This window comes from Pantoea sp. C1E2 (genome assembly GCF_056491465.1).
In genome coordinates this window covers 2,268,983-2,283,704 of record NZ_JBSZHT010000002.1, presented here as the reverse complement: position 1 = coordinate 2,283,704, position 14,722 = coordinate 2,268,983, and the positions used below count along the sequence as shown (strand labels likewise).

Annotated in this window: 14 protein-coding genes; 7 read left to right on the top strand and 7 right to left on the bottom strand. The window is 56.3% G+C overall.

The genetic code is table 11. The annotated features are described in order from the left end of the window. Positions 1-329: 329 nt before the first annotated feature. The 3 genes from ACXI0A_RS11125 to ACXI0A_RS11115 form a co-directional block, all read right to left on the bottom strand. Entirely contained in the window at positions 330-1,622 is a 1,293-nt protein-coding gene (locus tag ACXI0A_RS11125; protein WP_476148861.1) for a PQQ-dependent sugar dehydrogenase, read from the bottom strand. Then, positions 1,619-2,041 carry a DUF2231 domain-containing protein gene (locus ACXI0A_RS11120; protein WP_182057278.1) on the bottom strand — a complete coding sequence of 141 codons (423 nt, stop codon included), beginning with the start codon at positions 2,039-2,041 and terminating at the stop codon, positions 1,619-1,621. The genes ACXI0A_RS11125 and ACXI0A_RS11120 overlap by 4 nt, the downstream gene beginning before the upstream one ends. 132 nt (positions 2,042-2,173) lie before the next feature. Beyond that, positions 2,174-3,289, bottom strand: coding sequence for an ABC transporter substrate-binding protein (locus ACXI0A_RS11115; RefSeq protein WP_224928542.1), 1,116 nt, complete (start codon positions 3,287-3,289; stop codon positions 2,174-2,176). 299 nt (positions 3,290-3,588) lie between these two features. Between ACXI0A_RS11115 and ACXI0A_RS11110 the strand changes: the two genes are divergently transcribed. From ACXI0A_RS11110 to ACXI0A_RS11085, 6 genes are all read left to right on the top strand, one after another. Continuing rightward, the gene (locus ACXI0A_RS11110; RefSeq protein WP_476148863.1) at positions 3,589-4,770 is read left to right on the top strand and encodes an enolase C-terminal domain-like protein; all 1,182 of its coding nucleotides are present in this window, start codon (positions 3,589-3,591) and stop codon (positions 4,768-4,770) included. Between the two features lie 165 nt (positions 4,771-4,935). Next, entirely contained in the window at positions 4,936-6,462 is a 1,527-nt protein-coding gene (locus ACXI0A_RS11105) for an ABC transporter substrate-binding protein (protein WP_476151071.1), read from the top strand. Beyond that, positions 6,459-7,484, top strand: a complete 1,026-nt coding sequence (locus tag ACXI0A_RS11100; RefSeq protein WP_476148865.1) for an ABC transporter permease subunit — start codon at positions 6,459-6,461, stop codon at positions 7,482-7,484. The genes ACXI0A_RS11105 and ACXI0A_RS11100 overlap by 4 nt, the downstream gene beginning before the upstream one ends. Before the next feature lie 95 nt (positions 7,485-7,579). Next, positions 7,580-8,386, top strand: a complete 807-nt coding sequence (locus tag ACXI0A_RS11095) for an ABC transporter permease (RefSeq protein WP_414004072.1) — start codon at positions 7,580-7,582, stop codon at positions 8,384-8,386. After that, positions 8,358-9,224: an ATP-binding cassette domain-containing protein gene (locus ACXI0A_RS11090; RefSeq protein WP_476148867.1), complete on the top strand. Its 867-nt coding sequence runs from the start codon at positions 8,358-8,360 to the stop codon at positions 9,222-9,224. Before ACXI0A_RS11095 ends, ACXI0A_RS11090 begins: the two co-directional genes overlap by 29 nt. A gap of 18 nt (positions 9,225-9,242) precedes the next feature. Beyond that, a complete protein-coding gene (locus ACXI0A_RS11085) occupies positions 9,243-9,980 on the top strand; it encodes an ATP-binding cassette domain-containing protein (protein ID WP_476151073.1) in 738 nt (245 codons plus the stop codon). Positions 9,981-10,067: 87 nt separating this feature from the next. Here ACXI0A_RS11085 and ACXI0A_RS11080 read toward each other — a convergent pair whose 3' ends face one another. Next, positions 10,068-10,703, bottom strand: coding sequence for an RpiB/LacA/LacB family sugar-phosphate isomerase (locus tag ACXI0A_RS11080; protein WP_224928557.1), 636 nt, complete (start codon positions 10,701-10,703; stop codon positions 10,068-10,070). Between the two features lie 127 nt (positions 10,704-10,830). Between ACXI0A_RS11080 and ACXI0A_RS11075 the strand changes: the two genes are divergently transcribed. Next, a complete protein-coding gene (locus ACXI0A_RS11075; protein ID WP_476148869.1) occupies positions 10,831-11,160 on the top strand; it encodes a cupin domain-containing protein in 330 nt (109 codons plus the stop codon). Between the two features lie 329 nt (positions 11,161-11,489). Here the strand turns inward: ACXI0A_RS11075 and ACXI0A_RS11070 are convergent, their stop codons facing one another. From ACXI0A_RS11070 to ACXI0A_RS11060, 3 genes are read right to left on the bottom strand one after another with little or no spacing between them, the layout of a single operon-like run. Beyond that, entirely contained in the window at positions 11,490-11,993 is a 504-nt protein-coding gene (locus ACXI0A_RS11070) for a thioredoxin domain-containing protein (RefSeq protein WP_476148870.1), read from the bottom strand. After that, positions 11,990-12,712: a DsbA family protein gene (locus ACXI0A_RS11065; RefSeq protein ID WP_476151075.1), complete on the bottom strand. Its 723-nt coding sequence runs from the start codon at positions 12,710-12,712 to the stop codon at positions 11,990-11,992. Before ACXI0A_RS11065 ends, ACXI0A_RS11070 begins: the two co-directional genes overlap by 4 nt. Further along, positions 12,712-14,712: a cytochrome c biogenesis protein CcdA gene (locus tag ACXI0A_RS11060; protein ID WP_476148872.1), complete on the bottom strand. Its 2,001-nt coding sequence runs from the start codon at positions 14,710-14,712 to the stop codon at positions 12,712-12,714. The genes ACXI0A_RS11065 and ACXI0A_RS11060 overlap by 1 nt, the downstream gene beginning before the upstream one ends. Between the last annotated feature and the right edge of the window lie 10 nt (positions 14,713-14,722).

Here is a 14,722-nt window from a genome sequence, read left to right as displayed (position 1 = left end):
CCACCCGCCGATGGCCTAAGCACAATTGTGAGGAGTGCTGAGCGCCACTCATTGTGGAAGCCACAGGCCAGCACCACCTGAAACCTGCCGGGATTTGACAATCCGCGCCCCTGGGAGTCATCAGAAAACAATGAGACTGCGCTCGCCACTCAACACCTGTATAACCATACAGTACTTTTGCGAAACTTGAAATATTCCCCCGCACATTTTATGATTTGCTTTGTGAGGAGTGCTGAGCACCCCGTTCGCAGCGCGGTTACCAGCCGGTTAGCGAACATAAAAAAAGGATTTGGCTATCAAGCCAAATCCTTTTTTATTGCCTGCAGAAATCAGTTGGCAGAGCTGATACGCCAAATAGCATTACCGGCATCATCCGCGATCAGCACACCGCCCTGCTGATCTGATGCCAGTCCCACCGGTAAGCCCCGTACCTTTTTCTGGTCATCGGTCAGGAATCCCGTGACCACCGGCTGTGGCTGCCCAACCGGTTTGCCGTTTTCGAATTTCACCCACACCACCTGATAGCCATTCAACGGCGTGCGGTTCCAGCTGCCGTGCTCACTAATAAACGCCCCACCACGATACTGCGGCATGTTGTCAGCGCCATAGAACAGCAGGCCGAGCGGTGCCACGTGTGAACTGAGCGCGTAATCTGGCTTGATGGCTTTTTCTACTAAGTCAGGCCGCTGTGGCTGCGCCCGCACATCGACATGTTGGCCATAATAGCTGTACGGCCAGCCGTAGAAGCCTTTGTCCTGCACCGAGGTCATATAATCCGGCACCAGATCCGAGCCAATCTCGTCACGTTCATTGACGATCGCCCACAGCTTGCCCGTTTGCGGCTCCCATTGCAGACCGGTGGGGTTGCGCAGCCCACTGGCATAGATACGGCTGGCACCGCTCGCCGCATCGACTTCGAGTACCGCCGCTCGACGATATTCGGCACCAATGCCATTTTCCGTAATGTTACTGTTCGATCCTACCCCGACATACAACTTGCTGCCGTCGGGGCTGGCCAACAGTGACTTAGTCCAGTGATGGTTAATCGGCCCGCCGGGCAGTTCAGTCACCACCACGGGCGGCGTACGAATCTCAGTTTGTCCGGTTTCATACGGGAATTTCACCAGGCTATCGGCGTTGGCAACATACAACGTATTACCCACCAGCTGCATGCCAAACGGCGCGGTCAGGTTATCGATAAATCGATGTTGCTCCCACTTGCCGTTCACATTACGCAACAGCGTGATGCGATTGCCACCGGCCCCGCCTTTGCCCGAAGCATTTTTCACGAGGCCGGTAATGAGATCTTTCGGCGCGGTAGTGGGTTTCGGTGTGCCGTTGGATTCGGCCACCAGCACATCATTGTTCGGCAGCACGAGCACCTGACGTGGATGCTGTAAGTTATCCGCGATCTTTTCAATCTTCAGCCCGTCCGCCACTTTTGGCATTTCACCGGCTTTCCATGGGATACCCTCCGGCACCTGCATCGGCGGTACGAAGAAGTTTTGCGCCTGGGGGAGTTCAGGATTGGGGCCAATCTGTTTTTGCGGATCGATCAGTGCGCCATCATCACAGGCGCTGAGAAGCATAGCGAGGGTCACTGCACTCAGAATCTGTTTCATGCGCGACCTCCTGCTGTGGTGCGTCCACGCAGCGCTAACTGCACGTTGGCGAGCAACAGCAGTGCCACCACCAGAGTCGATAGCGTTACCCCTAGCGGTACCACGGCATACGCATCACGACTGTGAATGAAGGCATTTGCGATAGCCACGACGATGGCCAGGAGTGACAGCCAGAAATGGGTCTTCTCACTGGGATAAGGGCCGCGAAATAAGTAAACAAGACTGATTAATCTTGGCAGGATGGCGAGCACCAGACCGATAGCAATCAACCAACTGGCTGATTTGGTCCACATGATGACGAAGGTTTGCAGATAGATGATATCGAACAGCCAGGCTGCAACAAAAAAGCCCAGCGGTAGCGGTTCCAGCAGAGCGTAAAGCCCCACCGCAAACGCTGAACGTCCCGAGGTATACAACATTTCACTCTCCCTATTACGTTTATTATTCAGGCGATGGCTGCGTTTCGCTTCCCCGAATTCGCAGCCAACCGCCTGTAAAATATTAGTAAAGATGAAGAGTAATGCGCGCTATTAGCGCAAAAAGCCTAAAGGTTATGACTTATCCGCAGGCAATGTCACCCAGTAACCCGGCTGATAAGGCAATGGCAGAAACTTCTCATGGAACTCGCGGAAAGTGGCGTCGGGATCGAGATCTTTGAACAGATCCGGATGCAGCCACTTGGCCAATGCCTGAATCGCGACGAACTGATACGGGCTATCGTAGAACTGGTGCCAGATGGCGTGTGCATTGCCGTTGTGGGCAACCGGCAGGGTTTTAAACGCATCGCGCATCATCAGCAACTTCAGACGTGCCGTGGCTTCTTTGGTGTCTGCGCCAGGGCCAACGCCCACCCATTTGCCCACGGTGTTGTAGTTCTTCCAGTTGGCACCGGTCACCACCACCACATCCGGGCGGCTGGCAATGATTTGCTCTGGGTTTAGCGTACCGAAGGTGCCAGGGATGAGATCTTTAGCGATATTGCTCCCGCCGGAGATTTCGACCATCTGACCAAAGTTTTCATCACCAAAGGACATGCAGCATTCGTCGGTGTAGCCGCCTGCACGGTCAATCATCACTTTTGGACGTGTGCCGGTGAAGTTTTTCAGGCGATCGGTCACCTTTTCAATCTCTGCACGACGGAAGGCCACAATCTCTTCAGCACGCTGCGGATTATTCACCAGTTCGCCCATGATGCGGATGCTTTTCTCGGCGTGCTCCATCGGCTTCTCGCGGAAGTCGATAAACACCACCGGCACGCCCACCGCCTGCAACTTCTCAATCAGCTTGCCTTCATCCGTGGCGGCTTTTGACTCGAGGTTCATCAGCACCAGATCGGGCTTTAACGTCAGCGCCTGCTCAACGTTGAAGGTGCCATCTTTCGCCCCACCAAAGGTCGGCAGCTTTTTGATCTCAGGATATTTTTTCTCGTACGCCATATAGCCGTCGTAGTCGGCTTTATGGAAATCATCACGCCAGCCCACTACGCGATGGAAAGGCGCGGCGGTATCGAATGCCGCCAGCAGATACATCTGACGCCCTTCACCCAGAATGATGCGTTTTGATTCTTCTTTGACTTCAACCTGACGCCCGGCGATGTCAGTGATGATTTTTGCCGAAGCAGAACCTGTTACAGCCAGTAACCCCAGTGCTAACAGCCATTGTTTCATTTTGTCTACCCATACAAATGATAATGATTATTATTAAAATTTCGCGGCGTCACTATTACCTGGCTGAAAAGAAATGAAAAGCCCCAGCGACACATTTTTTTACATCCCCTTGCCGTTTTTCTTACTGTGTAGCCGCTCACAAAACGACCTCCTTTCGTGAAAGTGCTCACAGCAGCCCATGCAACTGCCCAGGTAATTGCCCTCTCTTCCCGCACTTCAGCTAATGCGTAAACAAATTGTGAACGCTAAATTACGAATTGAAACGCTGTTTTATTTTTAATTTAACGCTCGCCCTGAGCATGGAAATCCTGTCTGGAGGTTTTACCGTGAAGATCAGCGCTATTGATGTCACTCTCTTTACCTACCCTACGCGCCGCGTATCAGATAGCGCGGGCCACTCGCACCCCGGTGCAGAAACCGATGCGCAAATGGCGCTGCTCACGCTGACCAGCGAAGACGGCGATTGTGGATACGCCTTTGCGCCAGCAGAAGTCATACGACCGCATGTGGTCAACGCCTTCTTCCGCAAGGTATTGATCGGGCAAAACGGTTTTGATCGTGAACGCCTGTGGCAGGATTTGGTGCACTGGCAGCGTGGCAGCGCGCACCAACTTACCGAGCGCGCCCTCTCCGCTGTCGAACAGGCGATGTGGGATCTGATTGGCCGCAAACTCAAGCAACCGGTGCACAAACTGCTGGGCGGCTATCGCGAAAAAATTCCCGCCTACGGCAGCACCATGTGTGGCGACGAACTGGAAGGCGGCCTCTCAACGCCGGATGAGTATGCGCAGTTTGCTGAAAAGCTGGTGGCGCGAGGTTATCAGGCGATCAAGTTACATACCTGGATGCCGCCGGTCTCCTTTGCACCCAGCACCACGATGGACATCAAGGCCTGCGCGGCGGTGCGTGAAGCGGTGGGCCCGGATATCGCCCTGATGCTTGATGGCTACCACTGGTACAGCCGCAGCGAGGCGCTCACCATCGGGAAGGCGCTGGAAAAGCTCAACTTCGCCTGGTTTGAAGAGCCGATGGAAGAAGAGAGTATGGCTTCTTACGCCTGGCTGGCGAGGAACCTCAGTATCGATGTACTCGGCCCGGAAAGCCTCGGCGGCAAACACCACAGTCGTGCCGACTGGGTACGTGCAGGTGCCTGTGACATCCTGCGTGCCGGAGCCAACGGCGTCGGCGGCATTTCTGCCACCATGAAAGTGGCCAGCCTGGCAGAAGCCTTCGGCATGGATTGTGAAGTGCACGGCAACGGCGCGGCCAGCATCGCGGTAGTGGGCGCGATTCGTAACTGCCGCTGGTACGAACGGGGGTTGTTGCACCCTTTCCTCGATTATGAACAGCCACCTGCCTATCTCAACAGTCTGGTCGATCCGATGGACGATCAGGGCTTTGTTCACCTGCCTACCCGGCCTGGACTTGGGGAGGACATTAATTTCAGCTGGATTGAAACGCATACGCTCAATCGCTGGTAAGCGTCGAACACAAGCAGTACGGCAAACAACTATAAACCTCTGACCTGCTGGACTTTGCTTATGAACATCTCTCGTTATTGCAGAGCGTGGTGCGCCGCGCTGCTGCTGCTCACGGGTAGCCCGTCGCTGCTGGCCGCCACGCCAGACGACCAGCTGATCGTGGGCATGAACATGAACAACCTGTTGACGCTGGACCCCGCCGCGATGACCGGCAATGAAGTGGTGGGCATTGTAGTCAATCTCTATGATGGGCTCGTCGAGTTGGATCCGCGCCAGCTCACCCACGTGCGCCCTGCACTGGCGGAACGCTGGGAGATCAGCGCCGATCATCGCCGACTCACTTTCCATCTGCGCGACGGCGTGCATTTCCATTCCGGTAACCCGCTCACCAGCGAAGACGTGATTTGGTCGATGCGCCGGGTGTTGCACCTTAATCTGGCGCAAGCCTCCGTGTGGAAATCCTACGGCTTCAGTAAAGACAACGTGGATCAGATGATCACTGCCCCCGATGCCCGAACGGTGGTGATCCAGCTGCCTAAGCCTAACGATCCGCAACTGGTGATCTATTCCCTGGCCGCACTTGGCAGCATGGTGGTGCTGGACAGCAAAACGGTGCAGGCCAACGCGGTGAACAATGACTGGGGCAACCGCTGGCTGACCACGCACGAAGCCGGTTCCGGCCCGTTCCGTCTTGATGTCTGGCAGGCCAAAGATGTATTGCGCATGAGCAGGGATGAAAATTACTGGCGTGGCGCTCCCAGATTAACCCGCGTGGTGTTCCGCCATTTGCAAGAGTCACAAACCCTGCGCTTGATGATGGAGAAAGGCGATATCGACATTGCCAGTAACATGGCGATCCCCGATGTGCAGGCGCTGCGCCACGATCCGGATCTCACCATTGATGCGGTGCAGAAAGGCACGATCTATTACCTGGCGATGAGCATGAAGGATGACCATTTCGCCAATCCGCAGGTGCGCGAAGCCGTGCGCTATTTAGTCGATTATCAGGGCATCAATAAAACGCTGATGGCCGGTTATGGCACCTTGCATCAGCGTCCGATTCAATCCGGTATGCCTGAGACACTGCCCGATCCCGGCTATCGACTCGATGTGCCACGCGCCAAAGCGTTGCTGGCCGCAGCGGGCTACCCTAATGGCTTCGACACCACCTTGCGCGTGCTGGCGGATCAGCCGTTCCTCAATATCGCCATTGCCATTCAATCCACGCTGATGCAGGCAGGGATTCGCGCCAAAATCATCACCGGCACCGGCAACCAGATTTACGGTGCGATGCGTGAACGTCAGTTCAATCTGCTGGTGGGCCGCGGCGGCAGCGGTGTGGAGCCACATCCGCACTCCAGCCTGCGCTCGCTGGTGTATAACCCCAACAATGCTGACAGCGCCCGACTCACCAACTTCCAGGGTTGGCGCACTGGCTTCTACGATGCTCAGCTTAATCAGATGATCGATCAGGCGCTGCTGGAGCGAGACACCACCAAACAGCAGCAGGATTACGTCGCGATTCAACAGCGTTACGACCAGTTGATCCCCGCACTGATGCCGATTTCGCAGATGACCGATTCGGTGGTGGTGAATAATCGCGTGCAAGATTATGTGCCGCATCCTTCTGCCACCACCTTCCTGCGTGATGTGTGGAAAACGCCAGACAGCCTGGCCGGAGGTGTCCAATGACCTTAACCAAACGTCACTGGCGGCGGGTGCGTAGCCGCGCATTGCAGGTCGCCATCACGCTGTTCGGCCTGTTGCTGCTGACCTTCTTTATTGGCCGCGTCATGCCGCTCGACCCGGTACTGGCGATTGTCGGGCCAGATGCCGACCACGCCACTTACCAGCAGGTTTATCACCAGTTAGGCTTTGATAAACCGCTTTGGATGCAGTTCTGGATCTACCTGCAAGGCTTGCTGCACGGCAATCTGGGCCTGGCGCTGCTCACCGGGCAGCCGGTGGTCAACGATATCCTGCGCGTATTCCCTGCCACCCTGGAACTCGCCACGCTGGCGATTGTGCTCGGCACCGGACTCGGTGTACCGCTGGGCGTCTGGGCTGCGGCACGCCGCAACAGCCTGGTGGATTATCTGGTGCGCATTATCAGTCTGGCCGGTTACTCCACGCCAATCTTCTGGGTCGGCATGATCGGTTTACTGCTGTTTTACGCGCATTTGGGTTGGGTCGGCGGTGCCGGTCGGGTTGATTTCAGTCTGGATGGCATTGTGCCGCGCCGCACTGGTCTGCTGCTGGTGGATGCGCTGCTGGCGGGCAATATCACGGTGTTTAACAACGCGCTCAATCATCTGATCCTGCCCGCTTCGCTGCTGGGTTTCCATTCACTCGCCTATATCAGCCGTATGACGCGCAGCTTTATGCTGGCGCAGTTGTCGCAGGAGTTCATTTTGACTGCGCGAGTGAAAGGCCTGACCGAGTGGCAGGTGATCTGGCAGCACGCCTTCCGCAACATTCTGGTGCAGCTGCTGACGGTGGTGGCGCTGGCATATGGATCGCTGCTTGAAGGCGCGGTGCTGATTGAAACCGTGTTCTCCTGGCCTGGCTTTGGCTCTTATCTCACGGGCAGTTTGATGCTCGGCGATATGAATGCGGTGATGGGCTGCGTATTGGTGGTCGGCCTGATTTTCGTGCTGCTTAACCTGCTCTCTGACCTGCTTTATCAGGTATTCGATCCGAGGACCAAAGTATGACTGCCTCTCTCGACCTGCTTCATGCCAGCACCACCCGCGAACGCGTGGCACGCTGTCGTCGTACCCTCTCGCGTATCGGCCATTTCCTGTGGCAAATGGCCTGCAATCCCCTCACGGCCATCGGCGGAGGCATCATTTTACTGCTGCTGATCGTGGCGCTGTTTGCGCCGTGGATCGCCCCTTACCATCCCTTGATTCAGGATTTGAATAACGCACTCACGCCACCAAACGCACAGCACTGGTTTGGCACCGATGAGTTTGGACGCGATATCTTCAGTCGTTTGGTGTGGGGGGCGCGCATTACCTTGTATATCGTCATGCTGGTGTCGATTACCGTCGGGCCATTAGGCCTGCTGTTGGGCGTCACCGCCGGCTACTTTGGCGGCAAAGTGGACAGCGTATTAATGCGTGTCACCGATATCTTCATCTCATTCCCGAGTCTGGTGCTGGCACTGGCGTTTGTTGCGGCTCTTGGCCCCGGCCTGGAACATGTGGTGATGGCGATTACCCTCACCGCCTGGCCGCCGATTGCTCGCCTGGCACGCGCAGAAGCGCTGTCACTGCGGCAGGCAGACTTTGTTTCTGCCGTGCGCTTACAGGGCGCGTCTCCCCTGCGCATTCTGTGGAAACACATTATGCCGCTGTGCCTGCCCTCGGTGATCATCCGTATCACCATGAACATGGCGGGCATCATTTTGACCGCGGCAGGTCTGGGTTTCCTCGGTTTAGGCGCACAGCCGCCCGATCCGGAATGGGGCGCGATGATCGCCAGTGGCCGCACTTATATGCTGGAGTGCTGGTGGGTGGTCACCGTGCCGGGGTTAGCGATTCTGATTAACAGCCTGGCGTTTAACTTCTTAGGAGATGGCTTACGTGACATCCTCGATCCCCGCAGCGAATAGCGCTGCCCCCCTGCTCGACGTGCAGGATCTTCAGGTTAATTTCGTCAATGGCCGCCAGATCACCCCAGCGGTGCGCGGCATCTCATTTCAGTTGGGTAAGGAGAAGCTGGCGATTGTTGGTGAATCGGGCTCGGGCAAATCCACGGTGGGCCGCGCGCTGTTGCAGCTGCATCCGCGCAGCGCGCAAGTGACCGCCCAGCGCATGCAGTTTGCTGATGTCGATCTGCTGCGGGCTTCCCCTGCACAGATGCGTGCCGTACGCGGCAAGCGTATTTCAATGATCATGCAGGACCCCAAGTACTCGCTGAACCCGGTGGTACGCGTAGGCGAACAAATTGCCGAAGCCTGGCGCAGCCACCATCCCGGACAACGTGAGGAGGCACGCCAGCGGGCGCTAGAGATGCTTGAGGTGGTGCAGATCCGCGACCCAAAGCGCGTGTATCAGTGCTACCCACATGAGATCTCCGGCGGACAAGGTCAGCGCGTGATGATCGCCATGATGCTGATTACCGACCCGGAACTGCTGATTGCCGATGAGCCGACCTCGGCGCTGGATGTTTCCGTTCGCTTGCAGGTGCTGACGCTGCTGGATGAACTGGTGCAGCAGCGCGGGCTGGGTCTGATCTTTATCAGTCACGACCTCAATCTGGTGCGACGTTTTTGCGATCGCGTGTTGGTGATGTATGCCGGCCGCGTGGTCGAATCGCTGGCCGCCGATCAACTCGATCACGCTCAGCATCCTTATACCCAGGGATTACTGGCCGCGCTGCCGGATATGGACGCACGCCGCTCGCGATTGCCGGTGCTACAACGTCAGGCCAGCTGGTTACAACCTTAAGGAGAGAGCATGAACGAGATGATCCGTGTGAGTCACCTTAACCTCAGCTTCGGCGAGGATGAGCAGCGCAATCAGGTGCTGTATGACGTCAATTTGTCGGTGCGTGAAGGGGAAATTTTTGGCCTGGTCGGCGAGTCCGGATCGGGGAAAACCACGGTGCTTAAGTGTCTTGCAGGGCTGTTTACCCATTGGGATGGTGAACTTGCGATTGCCGGGCAAAAACTGGAGCATCGTATTGCTCGCGCCCGCTGTCGCGAGGTGCAGATGGTATTTCAGGATCCCTACGGCTCGTTGCATCCACGCCACACCATTGGCGATATTCTGGAAGAGCCGCTGCATATTCACGGTATCGGACAACGTACGCAGCGCGTCATTGCGATGCTGGAAAAGGTTGGATTGAACCGGGCATGGCAGACCCGCTATCCGCATCAGCTGTCTGGCGGTCAGCGCCAGCGTGTGGCCATTGCGCGTGCGTTGATCCTCGAACCGCGCGTGTTATTACTGGATGAGCCAACCTCAGCGCTGGACGTGTCGGTACAGGCGGAGATCCTGAACCTGTTGAGTGATTTGCAGCAGCAGGAAAATCTCACCTATTTGATGGTGACGCACGATCTCGGCGTGGTGGCGCATTTGTGTCATCGGGTTGCGGTGATGCAGCACGGGAAAGTGCTGGAGACACTGGATATCGATGCATTGGTGGGGAATCGGGCGCAAGTGGGTTATACGCAGATGCTGGTGGAGTCGAGTCGAACCTAAACGTTTAAGGTGGCTTTAACGACAACGCAAAATGTTTAATCAGGTGCGCATCGATGCGCACCTGATTTGACGCTTAGCTGTGCTGCTTTACAACAATTCACGCACGTATCGCACAATATCCTGATTCTGTCCGTGCTCGAACAGGCACTCCTGCAGACGCGCCCCGCTCACGGCAGTTTTCACCAACTCAGGGTCCAGCGCGCGCAGTGAATCCAGGTAATTGTCTTTTAGCAACGCGGCTTTGACTTCATTGAGAATGCCCGCATTGCGCACCTGCGGCTCTTTGCGCTCTGGCGGGTAACCCAGACCTTTTTCGCCGGTGAAGGCTTTCTCAAAGATAAAGCGCAGATTCAGTTCTGCACCCCAGCCAAAACCTTTGGCGAACGGCAGCGAAAGCGCGTTGCCATTGTTGATCTGAGCAAACAGATAGGCATCAGCAGGATCGATACAGTAGCCACACACCACGCCAGGATGCAGGTTGAGCGACACCAATGCACCTTGTCCGGTACCGCAACCGGCGACCACAAAGTCCACCGCTTTGCTGTTCAGCAACACGCTGGCCATGATACCGAGGTGAATGTAGGTCAGATGATGATCTTGCTCGTCGCTCATGCCGACGTTAAACACCTCATGGCCGAGCGGTTGCGCGACAGTTTGCAGTTCTTTCCATACGGTTGCGTTCTTTGCGGCCTGGCTATTTTCCATCATCAAAGCAATTTTCATGATCCGTCCTCAGATTAATTTGAAACACCGTTTCATTTTAATCAAGGTGCGCTAAAATGCAGCCTGAAATGTCTCTTTCGATGTGAGGCATGTCACACATTGATGAAGTCACTGGAGAGGATAACCCATGTTTATTTATAAAAGTGCAACCACTCAGGAAGACCTCGGCAACGGCGTGACGCGACGAGTCATGGCCCACGGTGGGCGAATGATGGCGGTCGAAGTGACCTTTGAAGAGGATGCTATTGGACCGTTGCATCATCATCCACATGAACAACTGACCTATGTGCTGTCGGGACGTTTCGCTTTCACGATTGATGGGGTTACTCAGGAGGTCGGAGCCGGAGACACGTTATATAAAGCGCCCAATGTGGTGCACGGTTGCGTCTGTCTGCAAGCGGGTACGCTGCTGGATACCTTTACGCCGCAGCGCGAGGATTTTCTCGGAGCGCGGTAGATAACGGATACACATTCAGGTGCATCCCTGGATAGAGCATGAGTGCCTGCTGGATTGCCGCTTGTCTGTTAATCGATCAGCATTAACGCAGTCTGGGGCCGCTTTGGGGCTGGCGGTCCTCGCGCCGCTAACGCGGTGCCTGCTCATTAACTTCTGTGCGTGTTGTCAAAAGGATACAAAAACGGCGGGTAGCTCAGAGGTGACTGGATAGCATTCGCCTTAATGCGCAAAAAAAAAGCTGCCACTTCGGAAAGTAACAGCTTAACTAATAAATCGCCTAAACTGACAGCCAACGTATTGGTTTTGCCGATCTGGCGTGCACACTTGTGTTAGCTAAATTTTTCCGCCCACCAGAGCCGCAATTTCAATCCCCAACTGCTGCTCCAGCCGGTGGTGGTGCTGACCACTTTGCCCTGCTGCAATACGATAAAGGTCGGTGTCACGCTGATGTCCCAGCGTTGATTCACTGCACCGTTTTCATCGTTAACCGCCGGACCACGCAGACCTTTCTTCTCCAGCCAGGTGGCGACACGCGAGTCATCACCAGAACGCAAGGCCACACTCACCACCTGCGTACCGTTCTGGCTCAGCGCCGCGACCGTTGGCGTGGTCAGTTTGCACACTCCACACCAGGTGGCCCACACATACACCAGCACCGGCTTATCCTGGCTTAATGTGGCCAGATTGACTTCGCCTTGCAGCGTCGTTAGCGGCTGTTGCGCCAGATCGGCAGGCAACTGCGGAGATCGCAGCCAATCCATACCCCAAATGACAGCAGCGGCGATCAGCACCAGCCAGAACGCTTCACGCAGCCAGCGCTTAATGCGCGTCATGGCTTCGCCTGCAGCGCGCCCTTCACCGCCGCTTCCAGTTGCGCATAAGGCACCGCGCCGCTGATCAACTCAGTGCCCACCAGCGTGGCGGGTGTGCCCTGAACGCCTAACTGCTGCGCCAGCGTCAGATTTTCGTTGATGGTGTCGAGGCTGGCTTTGCTGGGTTCTTTCAGCTTAATACCGGTTTTATCCAGCGCCGCTGCAATGCTCGCTTCGTCGTGGTTACCCTTTTTCGCCATTAAGCGCTCATGCAATTTCAGGAAGTTTTTAGGTTGCTGCTCCCAGACAGTCAACGCCAGCCGCGCGGAGGTCAGCGATGTTTCGGCGCGATACGGCAGTGGTTTCAACACCACCCCCACCTGCGGATAGGTTTTCAGCAATTTCTCGATGTCCGCATCGAATTTCTTGCAGAACACGCAGTTGTAGTCGGTGAAGTACACCAGCGTCAGCGCCGGTTTTTCTGCACCGATGCGCGGCGAGCCAGCGTCGTTAAACAAGGCATCGTGGTTTTTCTTCACCATCTGCGCGACAACGCTCTGCTGCTGTTTCGCTGCTTCTTTATCAAAGGCATCCGCCGCTTCGGCCAGAATTGCCGGGTTCTGCACCAACGTTTCACGAATCAGCTCTTTAATACGCGCCTCCTGCTCTGGGGTAAAAGGTGCAGCCGCCAGTGCAGGCAGCGTCAGGAACATCAGTGGCAGTAACAGGGATTTTTTCATCATTTTTTGGCCTCAGAGAGAGTTGAAATCACCGCTTCACGACTCAGCAGCGGTGACAAAATGTGGCCATGCGGCAGTGCCGGGCCATAAATTTGGTTAAAAGGAATGGCGACACGATCGCGCTTGCGCAGGAATTCGCCAATGGCTGGATCGGGTTGGGTCCAGTCACCGCGTAGCAGCACCACATCGTCGGCTTTCAGTGCGGCGCGTACGTCAGGTTGATTCAGCACGCGGGATTTATTCACCTTGCAGGTGATACACCAGTCGGCGGTAACATCGACAAACACACGTTTATCTTGCTCCAGCGCCTGATTGATCGCCGCTTCGGTCAGTGGCTGCCAGTACAGCGTTTCTTCCTCTGGCGCGATACGCGTCATCAGGAACACGGCACCTGCCAGCGGCAGGGTGATAAACACCACGCCAGCCTGTTGCAAAGCGCGACGCTGCACCAGCCAGGCACACATCACCAATAGCAAGACTCCGCCAAGTGCCATGGCAAAAGTCTCCCCCCAATGCGGGATCAACAGTGAGACCAGCCAGAAGGTGGCGATCAGCATCAATAAGCCGAGCATTGTGCGCAGATGCACCATCCAGCGACCCGGACGCGGCAGACAACGCGCTAAACCTGGCAATGCCGCAACCAATAGCCATGGCAGGCTCATGCCAATACCCAATGCGGCAAACAGCAGCCACAGCTGCGGTAAAGGTGCAGTGAGCGCATAGGCCACGGCGGTACCCAGGAACGGCGCGCTGCACGGCGTCGCTAATAAGGTGGCAAACGCCCCCTGGCCAAAATGACCCAGCAGCCCGTTACTGCCCTGCGTTGCCAGTTTGGTGTTGAAGCTGGAGGGCAAACGGAAGTGCAGCAAATCGAACAAACTGGCGGTGAACAGGAACATCACCAGTACCATCAAAAGCAGGAACCCACTGCTCTGGAACTGGATGCCCCACCCCAGCGCCTGGCCGCTGAGCCGCAGACCGGTCATTAAGGCGGCCAGCAGCAGGAACGAGAACAGAATTCCAGCGCTGGACGCGAGGAACTGCTGGCGGGTCTGACGGCGTGATTGCCCCTGTTGCTGCACGAGGCTACTGAGTTTGATCGCCAGCACCGGCAGCACGCAAGGCATCAGATTGAGGATCAAGCCACCCAGCAGCGCCAGCAACATCACCGACCAGAGGGTTTGCGTTCCGCTGCCAGATACCAGCGGCTCAGAACCTATCATGACTGAACTCTGCTGAGCGATGCCCGCGTCTGCCACCACCAGCGACAAGGTTTTACCGCGCAAATCGGGCGCTGTTTCGCCCCACTCATCGGTGACCGCCACGCGCGCCGTTAAGGTATCGCCTTCGGCATTGATCTGCGGTGCAGCTAGCATGCTGCCTTGCGGATAATCGAAGAACAGTTCTGGCTTATCCCAACCCTCCTGCCGTTGCGCACGAATCTGCAATTCACCCTGGCCATAGCTTGCCTGCAGTTGATCGGTCAGCCCGCTTTCAGGCGGTATTTGGCCTAATGCCTGCGCATAGTCACGGACAAAATCGCCATCAGCGGCTTGCGAAAGATCGAGGCTGAACGGAAAGTCGGTCAGGATACAGACGTCACTGCAGGTGGAGAGCGTCAGCGTGCCTGATAAGGTTTGACTCGGCACGTTTTCCAGCGCAATCGGCAGCGTGATGTTGCCTTTATAACCTTGCGTCGTTAGCCCACTGACGTCGAAACGTGCGGGTGCGGGCCAATGCCACTGCGCGTTGACGTCGGGGGTTTGCCAACGGATTGCAGGGGCCACGCCACCTTCGCCCGGCGATCGCCAGTAGGTTTTCCAGCCTTTCTCCAGGCGGATATCCAGCAACAATTGTGCGTTATCGCCCTGGCTGGCGCTACGCAAACGCACTTCGGCGTGGCTATTTTGCGCATTGCGCAGCCAGCCACTGTCAGCGGCCTGCGCCACGCTGGCGTAGCACGTCAACAGGAGCAACAGGCCCCTGATAAGGATGTTCATATTTTTTCTC